This is a genomic window from Sinorhizobium sp. BJ1 (genome assembly GCF_002531555.1).
GTDB classification, from domain to species: domain Bacteria; phylum Pseudomonadota; class Alphaproteobacteria; order Rhizobiales; family Rhizobiaceae; genus Sinorhizobium; species Sinorhizobium fredii_B.
On the sequence record NZ_NWTH01000023.1, the window covers coordinates 62,534 to 82,881 of the forward strand.

General features: G+C 57.9%; 21 protein-coding genes and 2 pseudogenes. 8 read left to right on the forward strand and 15 right to left on the reverse strand.

From position 1 onward, the window contains the following. Positions 1-185: 185 nt before the first annotated feature. From CO676_RS24285 to CO676_RS24350, 13 genes and pseudogenes are all read right to left on the reverse strand, one after another. Positions 186-344, reverse strand: a complete 159-nt coding sequence (locus tag CO676_RS24285) for a hypothetical protein (RefSeq protein ID WP_245424420.1) — start codon at positions 342-344, stop codon at positions 186-188. 350 nt (positions 345-694) lie between these two features. Further along, a pseudogene (locus CO676_RS24290) lies at positions 695-998 on the reverse strand (P-type DNA transfer ATPase VirB11); the annotation flags it as partial. A gap of 292 nt (positions 999-1,290) precedes the next feature. After that, on the reverse strand, positions 1,291-2,082 hold the full coding sequence (locus tag CO676_RS24295) for an HAD family hydrolase (RefSeq protein WP_097522970.1): 792 nt from the start codon (positions 2,080-2,082) through the stop codon (positions 1,291-1,293). After that, a complete protein-coding gene (locus tag CO676_RS24300; protein WP_046118050.1) occupies positions 2,048-2,953 on the reverse strand; it encodes a hypothetical protein in 906 nt (301 codons plus the stop codon). Before CO676_RS24300 ends, CO676_RS24295 begins: the two co-directional genes overlap by 35 nt. Beyond that, the gene (locus CO676_RS24305) at positions 2,950-3,516 is read right to left on the reverse strand and encodes a VUT family protein (protein ID WP_046118051.1); all 567 of its coding nucleotides are present in this window, start codon (positions 3,514-3,516) and stop codon (positions 2,950-2,952) included. The genes CO676_RS24300 and CO676_RS24305 overlap by 4 nt, the downstream gene beginning before the upstream one ends. Then, complete coding sequence (queC, locus tag CO676_RS24310; RefSeq protein WP_046118052.1) at positions 3,509-4,246, reverse strand: 7-cyano-7-deazaguanine synthase QueC; 738 nt, start codon at positions 4,244-4,246, stop codon at positions 3,509-3,511. The genes CO676_RS24305 and queC overlap by 8 nt, the downstream gene beginning before the upstream one ends. Next, entirely contained in the window at positions 4,236-4,592 is a 357-nt protein-coding gene (gene queD, locus CO676_RS24315; RefSeq protein WP_046118053.1) for a 6-carboxytetrahydropterin synthase QueD, read from the reverse strand. Before queD ends, queC begins: the two co-directional genes overlap by 11 nt. Then, positions 4,589-5,221 (reverse strand): 7-carboxy-7-deazaguanine synthase, encoded by a 633-nt coding sequence (gene queE / locus CO676_RS24320; RefSeq protein WP_097522971.1) that lies wholly within the window; start codon positions 5,219-5,221, stop codon positions 4,589-4,591. The genes queD and queE overlap by 4 nt, the downstream gene beginning before the upstream one ends. Then, on the reverse strand, positions 5,218-6,324 hold the full coding sequence (gene dbpB / locus CO676_RS24325) for a DGQHR domain-containing protein DpdB (RefSeq protein ID WP_097522972.1): 1,107 nt from the start codon (positions 6,322-6,324) through the stop codon (positions 5,218-5,220). The genes queE and dbpB (CO676_RS24325) overlap by 4 nt, the downstream gene beginning before the upstream one ends. After that, entirely contained in the window at positions 6,242-7,609 is a 1,368-nt protein-coding gene (dpdA, locus tag CO676_RS24330) for a tRNA-guanine transglycosylase DpdA (protein WP_097522973.1), read from the reverse strand. Before dpdA ends, dbpB (CO676_RS24325) begins: the two co-directional genes overlap by 83 nt. Further along, positions 7,606-8,727, reverse strand: coding sequence for a DGQHR domain-containing protein DpdB (dbpB, locus tag CO676_RS24335; protein ID WP_097522974.1), 1,122 nt, complete (start codon positions 8,725-8,727; stop codon positions 7,606-7,608). The genes dpdA and dbpB (CO676_RS24335) overlap by 4 nt, the downstream gene beginning before the upstream one ends. Next, on the reverse strand, positions 8,724-9,695 hold the full coding sequence (locus CO676_RS37040; RefSeq protein WP_097522975.1) for a DUF6884 domain-containing protein: 972 nt from the start codon (positions 9,693-9,695) through the stop codon (positions 8,724-8,726). The genes dbpB (CO676_RS24335) and CO676_RS37040 overlap by 4 nt, the downstream gene beginning before the upstream one ends. A gap of 564 nt (positions 9,696-10,259) precedes the next feature. Next, complete coding sequence (locus CO676_RS24350; RefSeq protein WP_244563664.1) at positions 10,260-11,786, reverse strand: ISL3 family transposase; 1,527 nt, start codon at positions 11,784-11,786, stop codon at positions 10,260-10,262. Between CO676_RS24350 and CO676_RS35755 the strand changes: the two genes are divergently transcribed. Beyond that, the gene (locus tag CO676_RS35755; protein ID WP_167549670.1) at positions 11,728-11,901 is read left to right on the forward strand and encodes a hypothetical protein; all 174 of its coding nucleotides are present in this window, start codon (positions 11,728-11,730) and stop codon (positions 11,899-11,901) included. The genes CO676_RS24350 and CO676_RS35755 overlap by 59 nt on opposite strands. Before the next feature lie 3 nt (positions 11,902-11,904). Here CO676_RS35755 and CO676_RS24355 read toward each other — a convergent pair whose 3' ends face one another. Next, complete coding sequence (locus CO676_RS24355) at positions 11,905-13,077, reverse strand: PD-(D/E)XK nuclease family protein (RefSeq protein ID WP_097522977.1); 1,173 nt, start codon at positions 13,075-13,077, stop codon at positions 11,905-11,907. Between the two features lie 7 nt (positions 13,078-13,084). Further along, positions 13,085-15,562, reverse strand: a complete 2,478-nt coding sequence (locus CO676_RS24360) for an ATP-dependent helicase (protein ID WP_348628075.1) — start codon at positions 15,560-15,562, stop codon at positions 13,085-13,087. A gap of 372 nt (positions 15,563-15,934) precedes the next feature. On the opposite strand from CO676_RS24360, the pseudogene CO676_RS36265 reads away from it, so the two are divergent. From CO676_RS36265 to CO676_RS24385, 7 genes and pseudogenes are all read left to right on the forward strand, one after another. After that, a pseudogene (locus CO676_RS36265) lies at positions 15,935-16,060 on the forward strand (helix-turn-helix domain-containing protein); the annotation flags it as partial. Between the two features lie 157 nt (positions 16,061-16,217). Next, a complete protein-coding gene (locus tag CO676_RS36270; RefSeq protein WP_245424422.1) occupies positions 16,218-16,526 on the forward strand; it encodes a hypothetical protein in 309 nt (102 codons plus the stop codon). An 11-nt stretch (positions 16,527-16,537) separates the two neighbouring features. After that, complete coding sequence (locus CO676_RS36275; RefSeq protein ID WP_245424435.1) at positions 16,538-16,714, forward strand: DUF433 domain-containing protein; 177 nt, start codon at positions 16,538-16,540, stop codon at positions 16,712-16,714. A 148-nt stretch (positions 16,715-16,862) separates the two neighbouring features. Continuing rightward, a complete protein-coding gene (locus CO676_RS36280; RefSeq protein ID WP_245424424.1) occupies positions 16,863-17,033 on the forward strand; it encodes a hypothetical protein in 171 nt (56 codons plus the stop codon). Positions 17,034-17,486: 453 nt separating this feature from the next. Next, positions 17,487-17,822: a hypothetical protein gene (locus CO676_RS34755; RefSeq protein WP_144340189.1), complete on the forward strand. Its 336-nt coding sequence runs from the start codon at positions 17,487-17,489 to the stop codon at positions 17,820-17,822. A 216-nt stretch (positions 17,823-18,038) separates the two neighbouring features. Beyond that, positions 18,039-19,334 (forward strand): extracellular solute-binding protein, encoded by a 1,296-nt coding sequence (locus CO676_RS24380; protein WP_097522979.1) that lies wholly within the window; start codon positions 18,039-18,041, stop codon positions 19,332-19,334. A gap of 82 nt (positions 19,335-19,416) precedes the next feature. Beyond that, on the forward strand, positions 19,417-20,346 hold the full coding sequence (locus tag CO676_RS24385; RefSeq protein ID WP_097522980.1) for a sugar ABC transporter permease: 930 nt from the start codon (positions 19,417-19,419) through the stop codon (positions 20,344-20,346). Positions 20,347-20,348 lie beyond the last annotated feature (2 nt).

Genomic DNA, 20,348 nt, shown 5'->3' on the forward strand with positions numbered 1-20,348 from the left:
GCTAATAAGACGCAACGCGCGCCAATCAGACCTAATCGAGCTCAATTAGATATTCTGCACATACGCAGCTGCAACAAGTTACAACGGATATAATGCCGCGGGCGCTGCAACGCAAGAAGCCGAAGCAGCCTGCATCGCGCAAAATCAATGGCTATCGACGGACAGGCGCCGCACCGACCGGTCGCTTAATTTCCGGCGCCGGCCGAAGGCACCCCAGTCAGACTGCGGAAAATGTCGACCCAGAATGCGAAATCGTCTGCTCGCCCGTCGGTCCAGGCCTCAAGACCGCAATGCGCCACGGCAGTCGCTGCCTCGTCGCCGAACAGGTCAATCGCGGCTTCCATCATGCTTTCCGGGTCCGAAGGTTCTGGCCAGATCGCCTTCATCATACACCTAATCGCTGCTTCTCGGGCGTGAGGATACTACGCGCATTTGAGCGTTGCGCAACGATCGTTTATGCACGCGTTGCACAGGCCGCAGAAAACGCAATGAAATCAGTGAGCCGCGTATCCGGGCAGGATTGCATAAGCATGCTCCATTACGCAACGGGGTATGATGGGCGAGAAGACCGGATACGCAAGGGTTTCCACCCTCGAACAGAACCTCGATATGGAACAGCGGCTCTCAAAGCGGCGGGAATGGTCACGTCCGCTGCGCCCCTGGTCGCCCCTCGACGCGATCAGGTGAACAGCATTATCCGATTTGCGCGCAGATGCCCTATCAGCTCGCGATCGATGTCGCTTGAGGCCGCCGACGGCCACAGAGACCTTATCGAGCGAACCGTTGTCGCGATACTCCTCGAGCGTGAAGTTATTGACCACCTGCTTGCGGATCGAGATCGAGCCACCTTCGGGTGCCGCGCGGCGGCAAGACGATCTGGATACGCTCGCCGATGTTCTGGATTTCATCACCCATCAGGGCGACGATTAAAGCTCCATGTAATCGGCGCCAAACCGTTCCACATATACATCGCCGGGTTTGTTGACGGCGATCCACAACCCATAAGACCCAAGGACACACCGGCTGTCCGGCTTCAGATTGGAATAGCCGTCCGACGTCACCGGAATACGCAGTCAATAACATGTACACGAAAAAGAGGCGATATTGACTCCATTGGGGGGTGCGTGCGATCCGGCTATCCATGGGCCGCAAAAAGAGCACACCTGCGAAACGGCGAGGGCAGGCTCAGCTTTATCCGTACTGCGATCGACGCAGAGATAGCGCGGCGAGAGGTTCGCCTCCTGACGAGGATCAGTCGTCTAAAGCATAGGACAAGGCAGCGGTAGAGCCTCAGGCACGCGCAAGAACCGCGTTCGCGGCGTCTTCGAAGGTACTCGCTTCCTGCATTGTCGGAGCGGCAGCGCCGGTCTCCCAGATCGGCCGAAACTTACCTGGAATATGAATGGTTCGAAGGCCGGCTTCGGCGGCCGGTTGAATGTCACGGGTTATTTGGTCGCCAATCATATAAACAGAGCCATTAGAACCGAAGAGACGTCTTAAACGCACGAACAGTTCTTTGCGCTTCGGCGCATCGATAACGCGGTTGATATACCTGGCAATTTTGTTTGCTCGAAGCAGCTTTCCAACGCGGTCGCGCCCGCCTTCCGTGACGAGAACGAGGATAGCGTTGGCATGGTGTAATCGTTCCAGCCCCGTATGCACTCCTGGTAAAAGTCTTGGCGTCACGCTGAGATCTGAAAGATATTGGTTTTCAATCTCTTCGGCGACTTCTTTCGCCACGGGAATTGTAGAAGGATCCTTCCAGGTTTTTCGGGCGGCAACGTCCGGCTCATTGCCGAGCAGCCTGTGGCAGAGCGCCGCAATCAGCAAACGCGCAGGATATCGAAGACCAAGGTGATGGCGCGATGCTAACTCCTGGTCGATCTCTCGCACATACGCCAACCGATCCTCTTTCGCCATGTCAATGCCGGTCGCAGTGATGACGTTTGCCAGCAGCCGAAGCTGTGCTGCCGCGAACACTCCGTCTGTGTCCCACAACGTATTATCAGCATCCAGGCATACAACTGGAGTCGTGCGGTCGCGAGACCTATCTGCAGTGCTGGCTAGGGATGAGTGGGGCATCTTTTTGACCTGCGGCACAGTCGGTGGCTATGGCCGTTCGAATCACACCATTAGAATCCTTTTGTGGCGGGTTTACAAAGATAAATGTGACGGTCAGCGCCAGAAGCCAAAAGATCAGTGCTTTGATTGCCCAAGACTGCAATTGCTGCGCGGGTTCTAGATAGCGCAGCTTGTCGGCGACCTTGGTCGCGACCAGGTAGGCCTCAGTGATATAGTTCTTAAGATAGTTTAACTGTAGTTCTTCGTTTAACTTCCCTGGATTCTCAGGAGCAAGAAAAGCCTTGCTCCAATCTTCTGGCGAGACCTCGGCGATCGGCTTGAAAAATACATACGATTTAGGCTTGCCCTTCTCACTTGCAACCCGAGGATATCTAAACCGAGCACGGATTGCATGAAACGTCACCAGCGCGCCTGATGCAGCCAACAGCCCAAATGCCGCGAACAGCACATACGACAAAGGTACGAGCGCCGTCTTATAGGTCGACGCGTTATCGAGGGACAAGCCACTCAGAAAGAATTGCAGCGGATAGGTGTCAGAGAACCGGTTAAAAAGGACACCGGAAAAGGCGCTGAGGAACGTGACAATCGTTAGCAGTCTGGTCGCCTTACCGTCTTGGTAGTCTGTCAACGCTTTAACCTCGTCGAGAGACTGACGAGCGAGTTTTAGCGGTGCTTCGAGAGCATCGCCGCCAACCGCGGTCTTCAACTGTGACAGTTCGCGGCCCGCCCGTTCAAGCACCAACCCGGTCTCAAGATGTTTGACAACACCGTCCTGCGAAACCTGCGGGTAATGTTCGAACGGATACCCGCGCAGCGCATGCCAGATTGCTTGAAAAGGTCCGACTGGATCCTCAGGGTTGATTTTGGTCATGCAGGATAGAGCCCCCGTTTACGGTCATGTTTGCGAAGCAAGAACAAGAAGGGAAGGCTGACGAAAACCATAATCGCCTTTCCCAGGATCTGGCCCGTCAGGAAATCGAGCGAACCGAATGCGAGCCAAAGGAACATCGCGCTATCGACGATCAATCCGACAACGCTGCTGCAGAGCGCCGCCACAATCAATCCTTTGCGCTGCAACGGTGTAAACACAAAGAGATCGGCAAGTTCCGAAGCAAGAAATGCCGAAGCAGAGGCGACCGCAAGGCTCGGAGCCGCGAATGTGGTGGACAAAATTGCACCAATCAGGATTGCTCCGACAGACCACATCAAGCCAAGGCGTCTTTGCACCAGGTCGCGAAGAACCAGCGCCAAGCCTACAAGAAGCACACCGCTTGGAGCAGTTAGTCCAAACCCGACCGGTATCAGGCAGGGCCCATTCGGTACGCAGAATGTGCCAATATTCCCGATCATGAAGTTCGCGGCAGGGATGCAGGCCGTGAATGCAAGCAGAAACACTGCGCCTTCAATGCGGCGTGTGCGATCTGGCTCAGCCATTGGGAATCTCCGTTCCGCCCGCGTCTTCGGCGATGAATTTGCTGTAGCCGTTCGCGCGCAGTTCACATGCGGGGCACACACCACATCCGAAGCCCCAGTCATGCCGATGGCCGCGTTCACCGAGGTAGCATGTATGAGAATCTTCAATGATCACGTCGACGAGTGGCTGCCCGCCCAGGTTCTTTGCAAGCTGCCAGGTCGCGGCTTTGTCGATCCACATGAGAGGCGTCTCCAGCACGAAGCGGCTCTCCATTCCGAGATTGAGAGCTACCTGAAGCGCCTTGATCGTGTCATCACGGCAATCGGGATAGCCGGAAAAATCCGTCTCGCACATGCCGCCAACGACGCGCTTCAGCCCGCGGCGATAAGCAAGAGCGGCCGCGAATGTCAAAAACATCAGATTACGTCCGGGCACGAACGTGTTTGGCACTCCGGTGCTCGCCATCTCGATTTCGATGTCTTGGGTCAGCGCCGTGTCCGAGATCTCACCGAGCGCCGAAAGCGAAATCGTATGGTCGTCACCGAGGCGGTTTAGCCAGTTGCGATTAATCTTGCCAAGTTCAGTCCGCAGCTTGGCTCTGCAGTCCAACTCCACTCTATGCCGTTGACCGTAGTCAATGCCAACGGTCTCTACGCGCTGGAAGCGATCGAGTGCCCACGCCAAGCATGTGGTGGAGTCCTGACCACCGGAGAAAAGGACCAGTGCACCTTCCTGACGTTCAGTCGCCATCATATTCCGCCCAGCAAAAAGGAGTTTCAAAGACCTTGATCGATGACAACTGCGCCAGAAGAGGTTTTGCGCGCTCCCAGATCCAGATGGCGATGTTTTCAGCCGTCGGATTTTCGAGCCCGTCGATGTCATTCAAGGTATGGTGGTCCAACTGCTCCAGTAGCGGCTTAAAAGCGCGTTCGACGTCGAAAAAGTCGATCACGAAACCTGTGTGGGGATCGACGTTCCCTGAGAGTTGGACATCTACGCGATAGGAGTGGCCGTGCATCCGGTGGCATTTGTGAGTGCTCGGAACCTTCGGCAATCGATGTGCTGCTTCGAATGTAAAGGCTTGCGTGATCTTCATGGGATACCAATCATCTTGTGCGTCTGGAGGCTCAGGCGCCAGGGCGGGTTGTCGAGACAATAGGCGGCGATTAATGCCGTATTCTCCTGCCGCCGGGGCCCGTCCATCGGCTGAAGCCAGTGGTGGTCAAAGGCAAGGTCCGTGAACTGGTCCGGGTCGGCACCAACCTGTGGATAGACAAGCTTCAACTCGTTTCCATGCCGCTGTTTCAATTCGGAGCCTGCCTTTGGGCTAACGCAGATCCAGTCCAGCCCTGCTGGAGCTTCGATCGTTCCGTTGGTCTCGACGGCAATTTGAAATCCAGCGGCGTGAACGGCCTCGATCAATGCCGCATCGAGTTGCAGCAGTGGCTCACCCCCGGTGAACACCACAAAGCGTCCGCGCGTTTCAGGTCCCCAAGTCGTTTCGATCGCCGCGGAAAGCATTGCCGCGTGCGCAAATTTACCCCCGCCGATGCCATCCGTGCCGATGAAGTCGGTATCGCAAAATTGGCAGATCGACCTCTCTCGATCTTCCTCCCGACCAGACCATAGGTTACATCCCGCGAAACGGCAGAAAACTGCCGCCCGCCCAGCCTGTGCACCCTCTCCCTGGAGGGTTTTGAACAGTTCCTTCACTGCATAGGTCATGGTGCCTCCGGTGAACCGTCCGGCGGTTCAGTGAGGGCTGCCCGACGCGCTTTCGCATCGGCACGCACAATCGTAATCAGATACTGGGCCAGGGTGACAATGTCGCGATTGACGTTTTGCACTGATTTCCAATGACGGTGATCATCTGGACCGAACTCCCATTCTCCGGACGTCCACGCTGTCCTGCCAAGGAGGCATGCCAGGCCTTTCGAGAATGCCTGCCACGTTCGTGCGCCATCGAGCAGGGCCAGGACTTCCATCACGTAGCCCAGCGCCATGATGCCGGCACCATGAACAAGGCGGGATGTCTTCGGCGTATGGTTTTTCCAGTCATCTTTGAAGACATACTTCACGGCGGCATAGAACTGCTCGATCACCTGGAAGCAGAGATCCTCGCCATTCGGCTCACGGATCATTTCCCGCATTACTCCGTCGGTCACCGAATTCATGACGACGCGCTGAATGGCGGTATCACGAATGATGCCGGCAGGATTGGTATGCTGGTGGATCATTCCCTTGAGGGACGAATTTCCATCGAAGTTCAGCCGCGCCGAAAGTTCCGCGGCGAAGGCGCGATCGCCAAGACGTCTTGGCAGGCCGCCAACGGTTGGAAGAAGCTCATAGATCAGCGACTTCGGCAAGGGGCGCGTGTTGTTAATCAACACGAACTGCCGGCGAAGCTCGGCGTCGTCTTCGCAGACGACACCGGAAATGAACACCTGGAAATCCTTATCGGGTAGCTGCGAAAGGGCGCTCAGTCGTTGTTGACCGTCGACGACGAAACCCGGAGGACCGTCGTGCAAGGAAATCCTGACCACACAGCGCCCGAACTCGTCCGCTTCCTCGATCTCGATGCCTGATGTGAAAGCGACGACGATCGGGTTGGGCAAGATCGCTTCCGACTTTTCCAGATAGTCACGGATCTCCCGGATATGCCCGGCGATCTGCGGACGCTGAAAACCGCTCAGGCGGCCGCCGCTGTCGCGCGCAACACGCTCGATGAAGGCAAATTGCTGGAGTTCAGAGGCAAGGGCTGCAAACGACACCACCGTGTGCTGATCGCTCTGCCGCGCCTTGATCGCCGGAAACCTGAATATCGTCATCAAATTCACTTCTGCATGGTAGATTGCGGACAAGGGCTTCGTAGACCCCGAGATTATGAATGCCCCGTCGCTTGTTCCGATTGCTTGCCCTGAAGATCACAACCTCGATGGAGAGCGATGTGCAGATGGGGCATCCGCACATCTTCCACGGTTTGTCAGTGAGCGTGCGCCTGTAGCGGCTCCGCAGTTCCTCGACAGCCTTTACCCCCGGAAGATCGCCAATCGGCGCTCCCATCAATGCCGGGGTGGCATACGCGAGCACAGCGTCAAGAGTTTCCTCCAATTCGACCCCTCCGCGATCATAGGCCCGCAGCGCATTTAGAGCGTGGTGCTCCATGGAAACCAACTGTTCCTGGTTCAACGCGCCTTGCTTCGCCAGGCGCTGCAGCTTCGGATTCTCTAGCGCCTGCGGAACGCGAATAGCCGTGTAGTACGTCAATGCCCCACTTGGTGTCGGGAGATAGTAGTTCGACTTGGCGTCTTTGAAGGCGCGAATAAGCGGTGAGGTGGTGTCGAAACTTGTGATGTTGAATGGCTGGAAGGTCTCGATCTCGTCGGCCTTCGCAAATCCGAGGATGTGAAGGCGAACGTTCGACGGGATCACATCGCGGATGGCGCGAAGACACGCTTTGATTTGCGCTGCCTTCAATGGAACCGTTCCGCCGAGGGCTAGATAATTATATCCCATGGCAACCAGCCTGCGTGCAGCTTCAGCCATGCTTCCCGGAGACCATCCCTGGATGACGCCCAAGGGCGTGAACCGGCGCGACATGTGCGCCGTTGCCTTCAGGAATTCAGCGGCGTTTTCCAACGTGATGTCGAAGCGATGGCGCGCGTTATCGGTGCCGCCGTCGAAAGCGGAAAGGCTTTCGTCAAAGTCGAAGATGATGTGATCGACCGAGCAGCCGTGGGTGAACCGGCCGTCGTCATAGAATTCGGCGGTATCCTCCGGTGTATAAGGTGGGCGGTCCTCTTTATGATAAGTGAAGGCGCCGCAGTCGCCGAAGATGGGCAGATTGGTGAACGCCGGCTTATCAAGCCGCAGAAACTCGCGCGCCCCTACGCGGCGAAAACGCATCGCTTGGGCTTCGGTGTACTTGCCGCCAACAACTGCGCCACCGACGATGCCGCGAGAGACAAGCATGCCGTCATAAGGTGCGTAGCCCATGATCTCGTGCGGGTATACGTCGTCCCAATAAGGGACCCGCGCCTCGGCGTATCGGTCCCGAAGAAAGTCATAGCCGGGATCTACGTGGTCGAGGCTGTCGGCGAATATGAACTTCATCGACTTGGCCTCGACAGCTTACGATCGAGTTGGATCAGATGATCGGCAAGTTTGGCAATATGCTGGGGCGTGCCTTGTATCTCGTCCCACGCCCAGCCAAGCTCGCCCCAAACGCCCTCGGTCCAGCAGCAATGCGGTGCCAAGCGTTTTAGGGACTCGCGAATTTCGGCATCGGGCATTTCCGAACTGTCGGCTCGAAGCATGATTTGATCCATCAGTGCCCCCATGGCCTTTATTCCGGCGGAATGCATGAGACGGCTTTCTGTCGGGCTTTTGCCCCAGGCCTCCGGGAATATCTCTCGAACGGCCGACCAGTAAAGCACCAGGGTCTCGTACATGGCGTCAGGGTTTGCTGTCTCGGGCGAGTGCTTATACTGACTGAGCGCTCCCAGCGGTGGGCGCAGGTTCTGTTTGATCGCCGATATCAATGCCGTGTCGCTGACCACACTGGCGTCATCGCCGGTATCTGAGGCACGCTTGATCAGTTTGTAGAATGGTGACTTCGGCTGTCTGTTGAGCAGGTTGCATAGTTCGCTGGGCAGACGGTTCACCGCCAAATCCTTCGGAAGAAGCGAACCGACCTCAGGCAGCAACTCATTGATCAAACGAACATCTAGCGCTTTCACCTTGTTGACCAGGATGAACTGCTCTCTGTGGATTTGCAGATCCCTCGACACGAACCCCACCACAGGCACCGGAAACCGGCTGTTCTTTGCTTTGGCCAAAGCGAGCGAACGCTGCTGGCCGTCGACGATCCAGGCGGCCCGATCCCCCTCGCTTCGAAATGGAATAGTCAGTGTGCCCGACAAACCGACGTCGACGAGACCGTTGGGCTTCGGCCCGCGCGAGGGTTCGAAGTGGATCTCCGGCGAAAGGGCAAGGGTGATAGCGTTCGGAAACAGCACCGGACCGCTGTCGAGAAATTCGACGATGGAATTGACGTGATTGCGGATCTCCTTGCGCTGAAAGCCCTTCAACTCCTTTTCATCCCTGTGAATGCGGCTGATGTCGGCAATACGGGTCAGGTCAGAGCCATAGAGAAAGAAGGCGTAGACATCGATGCCGTCGCCCTGCTGTGTCTTCACCGCGCGAACAACGAGGTTATCTTCAATACTCATGTTGACATCTCCTCGTTCCGGACCTCAGAGGCCAGGCGGGAGAAGCGCTTTTGCTCGCAAGCAACGGCCAGTTCATCTCGAAGAACGCGGAGAAGCTTCGTCGACAGACCGCCTGTATGTTCCCAGTGCTGGCGCAGAAGAGCCTTGATTTCTGCATCAGAACGACGAGCACCAGGACGGACATTGGGACGGCCCCAATGTCGTGATAACTCTTCGACGTGTTTTGCCTGTTTCGCAACCGGCGCCGTCGGATGCTGGTCCATAACGGTCTTGGTAAAGTGGTGAAGCGCCCGCGACACGAAATCGATCCTTGTTCCCCGGATCGGACTGTCCGGGCCATCCAGTCGGTCATCGTAGGGCAGGGTCTGAGCCATAAGACGTGCTGGCAGCATAGAAACGTCCGGTCCGACGAAAATCCGCAGACGATCGATGGTCTCCTGCGGCAGGTCTGAAAGAATCGGCACAAGCATTTTAAGGTACGCTTTCCCGACAGCGATGAGGATCAGCCCATCCGCCGAGCGAAGTGTCCGCCGTATCACATTTTGATCGACAAGCGTTCCCCACCATTCCGCCTCCGAGGCGGAAGGTGTGATGCGATCCAAGATACAGTCCTGCGTTCCCCTTGAAACGGTCAGGTTATATGACGGAACGGGCTGCTGAGGCGTCAAAAATCCTAGCCCCGCAGACGCTATGAAAAGCTGCGCTCCGATTTCGCCGGCTGCCGCGGTCGTCTCGGAAAAAGAACGCCCGCAGTAGAGATCTCCGGCGGAAGCGACTTGCGGGGCCGCCAATACCCTAGCTTTCCATTCCTCACTCACATCTTGGAGGCTGCCGCATGGAAGCGCGCGCGCGGAGAGGGCGGGACTGTGATCGTATCGCTTTCGGTTCGTGCACGTCGTAAGGATCAAATGCATCATCGTACCAATGTGCGTAGCCGCCCCGAATTGCAGGGAACAATTTTGGGTCATGGAATAACTGCGGTGATATAAAAGCGTCAACCCAAAAACTGCAGACTGCCTTAATTCCTGCTAAGGAAACTGCGGAATTGTCCCATCACCGCATGGGAGAACTATATATGGGACCATACCTGGCTCTCCGCAGTTGTCGCTGAGCTGGAACAATGGCGCGCATTTAATCCCGCAATTGGCGGGCTGCGGCGACGGTGGTTCGTTCATGCGACGCTTGCGTTCGACCTGAGCGATCTAGGTTGGATCTCGGCAGGCGGAGCGCTTATCATCCTGGGGGCTTTGACTATAGCCGCCCGCTCATCCGGCAGGGTGATCGACAGGTGCTGGCGAGCGGAAGGACAAGTCTGCTCAGGTAAAGGAGGTCGAAGGCCGCGTCGTTCTCCTGAATCCGGAGGAAGATAATCAGCGCTTCCAAGACGCTTGCGCGGAATATCAACACGGCCGCGCAGTCGCTATAAGTGGGGCACGCTTCTCGTGGCTCCCTCTGCTGCCGCATAGCCGCAAACGCCTATTGTGTGTTCCGGCGTGCAAATTTGGCTCTGACGCAGATTTGGTGCATTAATCTCATGTCGCACCGATCAGCCGGGCTTGAAGAAGATCGAGCTTCCCGCGTCCGTACATTTGGCGTTTTACCAGCTTGAGCTTGGTGATCTGCCCTTCGGTTTGCCCATTGGACCATGGTGAGACGATCGCCGCCCGAACCGCCTGAATGTCTTTCGCTACGCCATTGCCAAAGGAGGCGACCAGACTGTCTCGGGCGCGGTCGATCCACGGCATGAGCTGGTTTTCCATTTTGCGCCGAACCATCAGATGGAAGTCGGTAATGATCTCTCGAGCCGCAATGAGCAACGGGACGCCGCTCTCGATCGCGGCGATGGTGACGGTTTCGGATTTCGTCAGGGTGTCTCTGTTGGTTGTTAAGAGGCGAGCAATGGTCCTGGCGGAGGGAGTGCGGGTCAACGATTCCGCATCCGCCTTGTCGGCCCGCTTCCGCCGTGTGGCCCATTCACTCACGACTCGGCGCGAACCGCGAAAGCCCTGTGTTCTCAAACGCCGCCATAGTTCAGTGCCGTTCCGCTTGCCGGCAGCCCATTGTGCGTCGAGCCATTCCAGATACATTTCCAACGAACTTTCTCGGGACCGAAAGACATCGTTTCGTTGCCCTCTGAGCACCTGGCGGACCAAGCCGCGGCTATGACCGGTGCGGCGCACGATTTCCTTGATCGTCATGCCGTCCTTTGCCAGCGCCATGATGGCCGCGTTGGTCTGTTCCCGTCGGAGATAGCCTTCGTATTGAAGGCGTTCGGCCGCAGTCAGCAGCTTCGGATCGACGCGCGTTGCGCCGAGCGTCTTGCGGATTTGCCGCATCGATTTGCGGACCGCGTCCAGGAATGCACGGCTGGCATTCTCCATCAAATGCCATCGATCAGCGACCTGCACGGCATCAGGCAACGCCCTTGCGGCCGCCAGCCCGTAAGCGCCGCCACGGTCGCGGGCAACGATTTGGATTTGGCGGTTCTGCCGCAGCCAAGCCTCCGCCGTCGCTGGCTCGCGGTCTGGCAGCAGACTGACCGGCCGCCGCCGTTCCAGATCACACACGATCGTGCCGTAGCGATGATTGCGACGCCAGGCCCAATCATCGATGCCAATCACCGAGGGTGGGGCTGATGGCGGAAGGCCTTGCCTGCGGATGACGCGCAGCAAGGTGTCGTTGCTGACGGGAACCATCAGACGTTGGGCAAAACGGGCCGCCGGGCGTCCACCAAGCGCGAGGGCCAAGTGATGGACAACATGCTCGAGGCGTCCGGTTCGTCTGGCATAAGGCGGCAGTACATCGCCGAACCGCTCGGCGAATATCTGTCTCCCACAAAGCACGGCATCACAAGCGAACCTCCGAGTGCGCACGAGAAGCCTGACGCGCCTTCCTGATAGGGGAAGGTCCGCGACCTGCCGGCAATAGCGACTTCGGACCGTTCGAGACATTCGTCCGCACGCTGGACAAGCCGCCGTTGCGCTGGTTCGGGAAAGCAGGATGCAGGTCTCATCGCCAACGCGCGTGATGCGTTCAGCAATGAAGCCAGCCGGGACCAAATCAGAAGCGCAGAGCTTCGTGCTCATCATGCTGATTCCTTTGTGGAAACCAGCAACGCAGCATCGTTACAACTGCATCAAAAATGAGTCAGAGCCAATTTTGCACGCCGATTGACACCTATTGACCGGATTGCGGCCAGGGGCGACTGTTATAGCGCTCGCAGGAGACTCTGAAGTCACAGGCAACGCAGGTGGCCTCGTCCTGACTGTCGGCGGGCCAGGTTTGGCGAATATGGTTGCTCGTGCGTTCGTCGACGACCCTGTCTTCAATCGCGCGAACCACGCGGTCGATCGCCGCTGTTGCAGCCTGCATCGATGCTTGTGTGACCGGAATTATTCGGATCGCCCGTCTCATCTTGAAATCGCCGGAAAGATTGACTTGACGGCCGGGTTCCCAGGCATTGATTTGATAGTAGTCCGGCGTGCCGTTGGCGGGAACAACATCGGTTCGACCGCGACGCATTTCGCGTTTCAAGCTTGAGAGTTCGTTTGTGCCCGGCGCCAATTCGCCAATATAGACAAGGATGCCGGCGGCGACAGGCCTTGCCTCCGGTTGCTGCGACCTCAGCCAGGCATAGGTTTGCACCTGCCACTCGCCCAACTGCCAATCGCTTCGCTCGTCAGTGTCGACCGGCGGGCGGCGCGATCCCTTGTAGTCGATAATGATCTCGTATTCTCCGTTGAGGTCCGGCTGCGCCGCGACAATGGCCGCTTTCAGCGGATTGCCTTCCGGCTGATCATCAAGTTGCGTATGGCCGAGCACGTCGATGATCCCTTCCAGGATGTAGCGGGTGGCGCGCTCGACATTTGGATTCTGACCGGGCAGAAGCGGGCGGGTGCCGATCACCTTTCGCTCTGCAACGTCCACCAAGGGAAAAAGGTGCGGGCCGAGCTGATTGATCACTGCTTCGGCGCGCTCATAAGCCGATATCCGCGCGTCGGAACTACGGGCGAACTTGCCCTGATGGGCAAGCGCCTGCTCGATCGGCCAGCCAATCACGCGCAGGTCGAGCGCGGGCAGGCCCACCGGTTCGTCGGGACGTTCCCCTTCCTCAGGGATTGTACAGTGAAGCGGGAACGGCAGCGATTGGTTTTCCTGCCAAAGCCGATACGTTCGTTCCATCATCCCGTGCAGAAATTCTCCATACCAGAGTTGCACGGGTCGGGACGGCGGAAGGGAGGAGCCGTTGTAATAGCGGTAGCTGCGTTGACAGCGCGAAAATGACAGGACGTCACCGGTAAGGCTGTAGTCCGGAATGATGCGGTCCGGACGTTTGATCGGCAGTTCCATTCGTTCCTCACACGAAAAGCAGATTCGGCGGGCTGACCATTGCCGGCAGCCGGCGGCCAGTCGGTTGCGGTGACTGGTCGCGCCACGCCCAACTCTCGTCCTGACGCCAGCCAAGCGCGACGTTCTTGATGTTGTTGGTCCACTTGAGGGCCTTGTCGCATCCGACGAGCATCAGCGCGCTCTGCGGCCGGCTGAAGGCGACATAGTACAGACGGATCAAGTCCTCGAAACTTCTGTCCAGGCCATTGCGCTGCGTGCGCAGGGCGCCGAGGTCAGGCGTGAACGGCGCCAGCAGGTCCTCAATCATTGCCGTGGAGGAGGGCTGTTCCGGAAACCGCCGGAAGCGGTTCTTGGGATGATTCGTCGTAAAGTCGGTACCAACGTCGACGATAACGAGCGGAAACTCGAGACCCTTGGCCTGGTGGATCGTCATCACATTCAATCGATCGCGAGGAACACTCGGCATGATCTCCTCGTCGACGTCGATCACGTTTTCGGCGAGCGGCGTCAATACGTCGCGAATGATCGCCTCGATGCTGAGACGGCCGTGATCGTTTGGTGAGCCTGGATTTTGCGGTCGCACGAGCCTGCTGCGGTAGGCGGAGAAGCCGGCAGCCTGTCCGGCGGCGCGCGACAGCGCTTCCAGATAGACTTGGCCCTCCGGGTCGATCTCGAAGTAGTCGAGCCATGGGATCAAGCCATAGATGACGTCGAGGAACGGCCAGTCGCGGCTCGATGCCTTATCGCCGGTTCCGCGCAGGCAATAGTCGCGCCACTCAGACATCTCTTGCGCCAGGGTTCGGCCATAGACTGGCGGAGGATTCGTTTGCAGAAACTGTCGTGCTGCCGCAACCCATCGGTTCATGAAGAACTTGGCGACATTGGTAATCGCCATCGAAGAGTAAAGGCTTCCTCCTGGCCGGTCGGGCGGATCGATAGAGAGGAGCACCAGCCCCAGAAGTTGTTCGACATGCTCGATGTCGCGTAGCGACCGGCCGCGTGGGTTGAACATCTGCATGTCGCGGCTTGCCATGGCGTTGCGCAGATGGTGGGTAAAACGCGCTTTCGGAGGATTGCCGAAATACGGTTTTTGCATTTCCAGCACGCTGGAGGCGAGGAAAACCGCATCGCCCAAATCCCCGGCTTCGCGGTTCCCCCGCAAACCGTTGATCAGCCGGCCTTGAGGGTCGCGATAGCCGCTGCCACGGAAGACAGCTTCGATGAAGTCGGTTAGATCGTTGGCGAGTGTCTGGGAATCGGGCCGGAACATCGCCAGAATCGGTACTTGGCCTTGGCCATTGTTCGATCGGATCACGGGCTTGGGCGGCTGGATGCGGGCCGGGCCGAAGTTCGGGTCGGTGCGAACAAAGGCGTTGAAGAAGGCGACGATCTCGTCCGTCGAACGGTAATTTTCGATGAGATAAAGCGGACCTGCTGGGGCTCTGCCCAGGCGGTTACGACATCGGTCGATAAAAGCACGGAACAGTTCAATCGTTGCGCCACGAAATCGATAAAGGCTCTGGTCATCGTCGCCCACGACCGTAAACGACGCCTGGCACGCCTCAACCAGCTCAAAATAAATCGCCTCCTGCAAGGCGTTCGTATCCTGATATTCGTCGACGAGGACCGCCCTGACATCCGCAAGCAAAATTGGTATCAGGCGGGCTCGAAGCCGCTCGAGCAAGGCCTCTTCCAGCCCGGAGAAATCCAGCAAGTTGTTCTCGCGCAGATACCGACGATATGTCGAGTCGATCTCCCTGACGATCCGGTGAGCCTCCGGTTGGTCGGCAGCGCCAAAACTCTCCACGTCCACCCGATCCTGGATAAAACGGTCGATGATCGGCACCAAGGTGTTGGCCGCTTCAGCCAGCGTGGTGGGCGGGTCGTCACCCAGCGTGAAGGGAGACAGAAATGCCCCGAGGACGGCTTGATTGTTCCGGAAGCTTGCGCCGAGCCCGCCGCGTCTCTGCAGGATGACGCTGGCGGCAAAGCTCTCCAATGTGACGAGGGGAGGCTCATCCGCATGCCGGTCGGAACCGAGAGCCTCCTGGCAGACGCTGTCGAGTGTTCCGGTGACCACGCGATTGATGTCCACATGCGCCAGAAATTCTCGATCGGTTTGCGAAATCGGCTCGGTTCTGGCCTGTTCGAACAAGGCCTCACCCCATTCGATCAGTCGGCTGCGTATCTCCCGCGCCGCCTTGACGGTAAACGTGGTGATGAGAATCTGCTCAGGACGCAGATGATCGACAACGATGTGCCGCAGCACGCGAAGCACCAGAACCGTGGTCTTGCCGCTTCCCGGACCAGCAACGATCATTGTGGGAATTGTAGGATCTGCCTCAAGGCAGACGCGCTGCTCCGAGTTCGGCAGCCTTCCGATGGCGCCGGTCCGCGCCACGATACGCAAAAATTCTTCGTATGTCACAATAGGCCCACTACCAAAGGAGCGACGCTCCCGCATAAGTGGAAATGCATCACACATGCGGTGATTCTGCAATGATGGTTTGCAGACGTCCGAAGCAACCCACAACCACGAAGACGCCAGCTTCTTGCCGAAAGCGAGGGCCGGTACCGGACGGCTGGAAAGGGCCTTAGCCACTGCACATCCGCGTTCCCAGCCATTGAACGAAAGGAAACGGGCCTTTTGCCTGTCTCTGCCGAAGGAACTCCCCGCGAAACGCCACCCCGAGGGACGTTGAAAGCCGGCAGGGCGCGACTATGGAGCGCCCTATGTTGGCGGTCCCGACGCTGTGGATGAGGAGAAGATGAAGATGGCATTTTCGTAGAGAAGATGAACCTGCGTCTTGTTCGCGAGGCGACAAAGGGGCGTTGAAAACGTGATGCGATCAGCGTCCGACCGATCGGATCCGCGTCGATGATCATCATGGAATTGACGGTGAGCCATCGAGCGGCACTCGATCTCGTCGCTGAACTTGGCGTCCGGGAAGTGAGGGGACGCGGAAGCTTTCGCGCGTGGGGGGATAAGATAAAAGAACTCATCCGAGGCCGGTGTTCTGGGGTGTGCCAAACTATTAGGAAGCTTGCTTGCCCGCAACGGCGCGCGTTCCCCTTTTAAGCTATGGCCTTGCGCCTCCACTAATTCACCCCTGCATTGGGATAGATTAGTGGCGCGGAACATGTCTCAAAGTCAGAATTTCACGCTGAGCGAGGCCGGGTATGTCCTGGGCCGGTCTCCGGCAACGCTGAACAAGGCGGTTGACACCGGCATCATTCAGGCGCGGCAAAGAAAGGTCGGAAACATAATCCAGAGACTCCTCGGGCGAGCCGAACTGCGCTTTCTGCGTCTCGCCGATGAACTCGAGAAGGATCTGACGCCAGCAGGACGGCGCAGACTTTATGGTGCCTTGCGTAATTTGCCCGATGATGCTCACAAACTCCAGCTCGGGCAGCTGCAACTGGACCTTGCGCAGATTGACAACGTTTGAAAGACCGGATGATGAGACTTGAGGCGATCAAAGGCAGGATTGATAGCAAAGGCGGTCGGAGTGAAGCTGTTATTCGCGGGACGTCAATCACGGCGTACTTGGTCGCGGCTCTAGCGCGAGACCAAGGTGCGGATGCAGTACTCAAGGATTTTCCTTCATTGACGCGCGACCAGGTTGAGGCGCCATAGAGTTTGCCAAGGCTTATCCGAAGCGAGGCCGTCCTTATCCAACGAAGAGTTTGAAGGCTACTTTGGCAGCTTTGGCTGATGCCGGAGCGTTCGATGACGATGAAAGCCTTGGTGATGTCGAACCAAGGGCCATTCCGTGAGGCTTTATTTGCTTGATGAAAACCGTGAGCTCAAACGCGGCGGCCATAAGAATGTGCAGCAGTGGATCGCGACGGCAGATAACACGGACCTCCGGCTGAGTGTGGTCACACTGTTCGAGAAACGTCGAGGAGCCGAAACCCTGATGAAGCGCGAACCGGAACGCGCGCAAGATCCTTGAAGGAATCGAGACGCTCAAAAAAAACCGTTCTCCGATCGCATTATCCGGGTTGATGGGCCGGTCGTTGCAGAATGGACGCGGCTTCTCGGCAACAAGAACAAAGACCGGAGGGACGTTGCTCTGGCCGCGACCGCCCGCGTCCACGGTCTCATTGTGGTGACGCGCAACACCGCTGATTTTATGTGGCGTGGGGTTCGGCTCCTAATCCGTTCAAGTCGCCTCCGGAGGTTCTGGACGTCTAGCCTTTGCGAGAGTCAGAAAGATCGATAGAGTCATTGCATCGGGGTCGAAGCAAAATTTACTTCAAGCACCGCTTTCGCTCGCAATGTAGCGCAAGAGCCGAACCTGCCGAACCAACGGCGGGCCGCCGACCAGCCTGTTTTCGAACGGGCAAGGTTGCTGTCGGCTCGCCGTTTCCTTGCCCGTCTCAATTCCGAGCCAAAGGAAACCAAGATGGGTACAGTCATCACCCTTCGATCCCACACGCCGATAACCGTCAAAGCCTCACCGCGACATCGCGTCAGGATCCGAGTTTCGGATCGCGCCTTCCCTGAATCTACTAGGTGGGATGTGCAGCGCCCGGTTCAAAATGCCGGCGGATTCCAAGCACTCGACGGGTTCAATGATCAGTGCGCTCGATCTTGGCGCTGGCACGCTTTTAAAGTGACGCATCACTTCGTGTCTCGCTTCGTCCGGCAGATTGCACCTTATATCCTCCGCGGGCAGGTTGACGTGCAAATTGACGGTCAAGCTTTAGATTTCAAGGCAATGAAGAAGTTAAGCGCATAGCGTCGCTGGCCTCGGCGCTAGCCGGGGCTAGGTTCTATCCACGCCCGCCTATAGTCCTCGTGAGACTCCTCAGTTGCCCCTGAGTGGTTACCCAATTTTACCCAATCAGAGGCTTCATCTGCATTGAATGCGCTCTGGGGCTGCCGTAACACTTCTCATATGGAGCGAGAGGAGAAGCGGTCGAGGGGGCCGCAAAAGCTCCAATTAGGAGGAGATATGAAACGTCGTACATTCACTGCTGGGCTCGTGGCTCTACCGTTCCTTGGCTCCAGCCTCACCCGCGCATTCGCGCAAGATGCCGGCGCTTCGCTCCCGAAGACCTATTCGGGTCAGAAAATCCGTGCTCTCGCCTCGACCGGCGCCGCATTTGAAGCCATGGCGACGGTCAGTCGCGACTTCACCGAGGCGACCGGCGTCGCCGTCGAATACGTCAACCTGTCCTATAACGAGCAATACCAAAAACTGATCCTCGATCTGACCAGTGGTGCTGCGTCCTTCGACGTCTTCAACTTCGCCTATCAGTGGAAGTTCGAGATCGAACCGTACTGTGCCGATCTTTCCAATATTCCGGCGGAAATCCCGGGTGCGCCGGATCTCGCGCTTGAAGACTATCCACAACGCGCGCTCGAAATCTATGGGCGCGCCAACAACAAGCTCATCGGTTTACCGACACTCGGCGATGTGACGCTGTTCGTCTGGAACAAGGAGGCCTACAAGGCTGCGGGCCTCGATCCTGAGGCCGCACCGAAAACCTGGGACGAAGTGGTTGAGCGCGGCGCCAAGCTCGTCGGCAACAGCCAATTCGGTTATGCGATGCCGGCCGGCAAGGGCATTCAAACGACCGTGACCTGGATCATGGTCTTCAAGTCGATGGGCGGCGAGTACTTCGATGCTTCCGGCGCGCCGACCTTTGGTAGCGAAGCGGGCGTTAACACCATGAAGTTCCTGGTCGAGAAGCTGGCGGCGATCAGCCCTCCCGGCAATCTTGCCTGGGATTTCCCGGAGATGTTCAACAGCCTGTCGACCGGTCAGTCGGGGCAGTCGATGATGTGGCCCGGAGCTTTTGGCGATCTGCTCAACCCGCAGAGGTCTCAGGTCCACGACAAGATCGGTTGGTCACCGATGCCGCAGGCATCCCTCTTGGGTGGCTGGTCGATGGGTGTCAACGATTCCTCTCGGTCGAAGGACGCCGCCAAGCTCTACGTCGCATGGCTGACGTCACCCGATATTGTTCGCCGCATGGGTCTGATTGGTGGTGCTCCCGCCCGCATCTCGGCGCTCAAGGATGCGGAACTCATCAAGCAGGCTCCGAACCGGCCGGCCGTGCTTGCCGGGCTTCAGGGCCACGTCGCCGAATATCCGCCGATCAAGGAAGCCGAGCAGATCCACATCATGATCTATGATGAGGTGAATGCGGCGGTGGCGAAGATCAAGACGCCGGAACAAGCGGCAAGCGACCTTCAAGGCAAGGTCGAATCCTTCATGCGGCGCCGCGGCTATCTCAAAACTTGAGGTCGCGCTCCCGCGAGGGGCAGGCGTTCCTCCCCGTCTGCCCCTCCTTTTTACAACGGCAAATCCGCGGATAGCTTACCTGATGACGATCTCTCAAACAGTTCCACGCGATGGCATCGCCGTTCGCAGGCATCGCCGCATCCGCATCAGCACGGTGGTCTGGTTCACGCTACCGGCTGCAGCGATCATGGCTCTCGTTCTTGGCGTGCCGCTGGTCTACTCGTTCTACTACAGCCTTACGGGTTGGTCCCTTGTCATCCCTGGCAGCGATCAGGACTTCATCGGCCTTCTCAATTATACCGATATTTTGAGGAGCACCGAGTTCTGGGCGTCGATCCGCGTTACGCTGATCTATGCCGTGGTCGCGGTCTCGCTGGAATGCGCACTCGGCATCCTGTTTGCCGTCCTTCTGAACCTGGAATTTTTCGGCCGCGGCCTCTTTCGCTCCCTGATGCTGATCCCAATGGTGATCACGCCGGCGGTCGTCGGGATCTTCTGGAAGCTGCTATATGAGCAGGATTCCGGCGTCTTCAACTATCTCTTGGGGACGCTCGGCTTCGAGCCGGTGCCGTGGCTGAGCCTCACCGTTGCGCTCGCCTCCGTTATCATCATGGATGTGTGGCAGTCGACGCCGTTCTTCACGCTGATCATCCTCGCGGGGCTGCAGTCTCTCGACCGGGACACGGTGAGCGCCGCGCAAGCCGATGGCGCCAATGCGCTCCAGGTCTTCCGCTACCTGACGCTGCCGCATCTCGTCCCCTACATCATGATTGCCGCGGCGTTTCGTATCATCGGCGTCATGGCCGACTTCGACAAGATCTTCCTGTTGACTTTGGGAGGCCCCGGCAACGTCACGACGACGCTCAGCGTCTACGCCTACAACACAGGCTTCAAGGTCTTCGATATCGGCAGAACCACCGCGATCTCGTGGATCTATGTCGTCTTCGTTCTCGCGATCAGCGCGCCGCTGATCTGGCGCCTGTTCCGCGGCGCAAGCGTCAACCGCCACTAGGG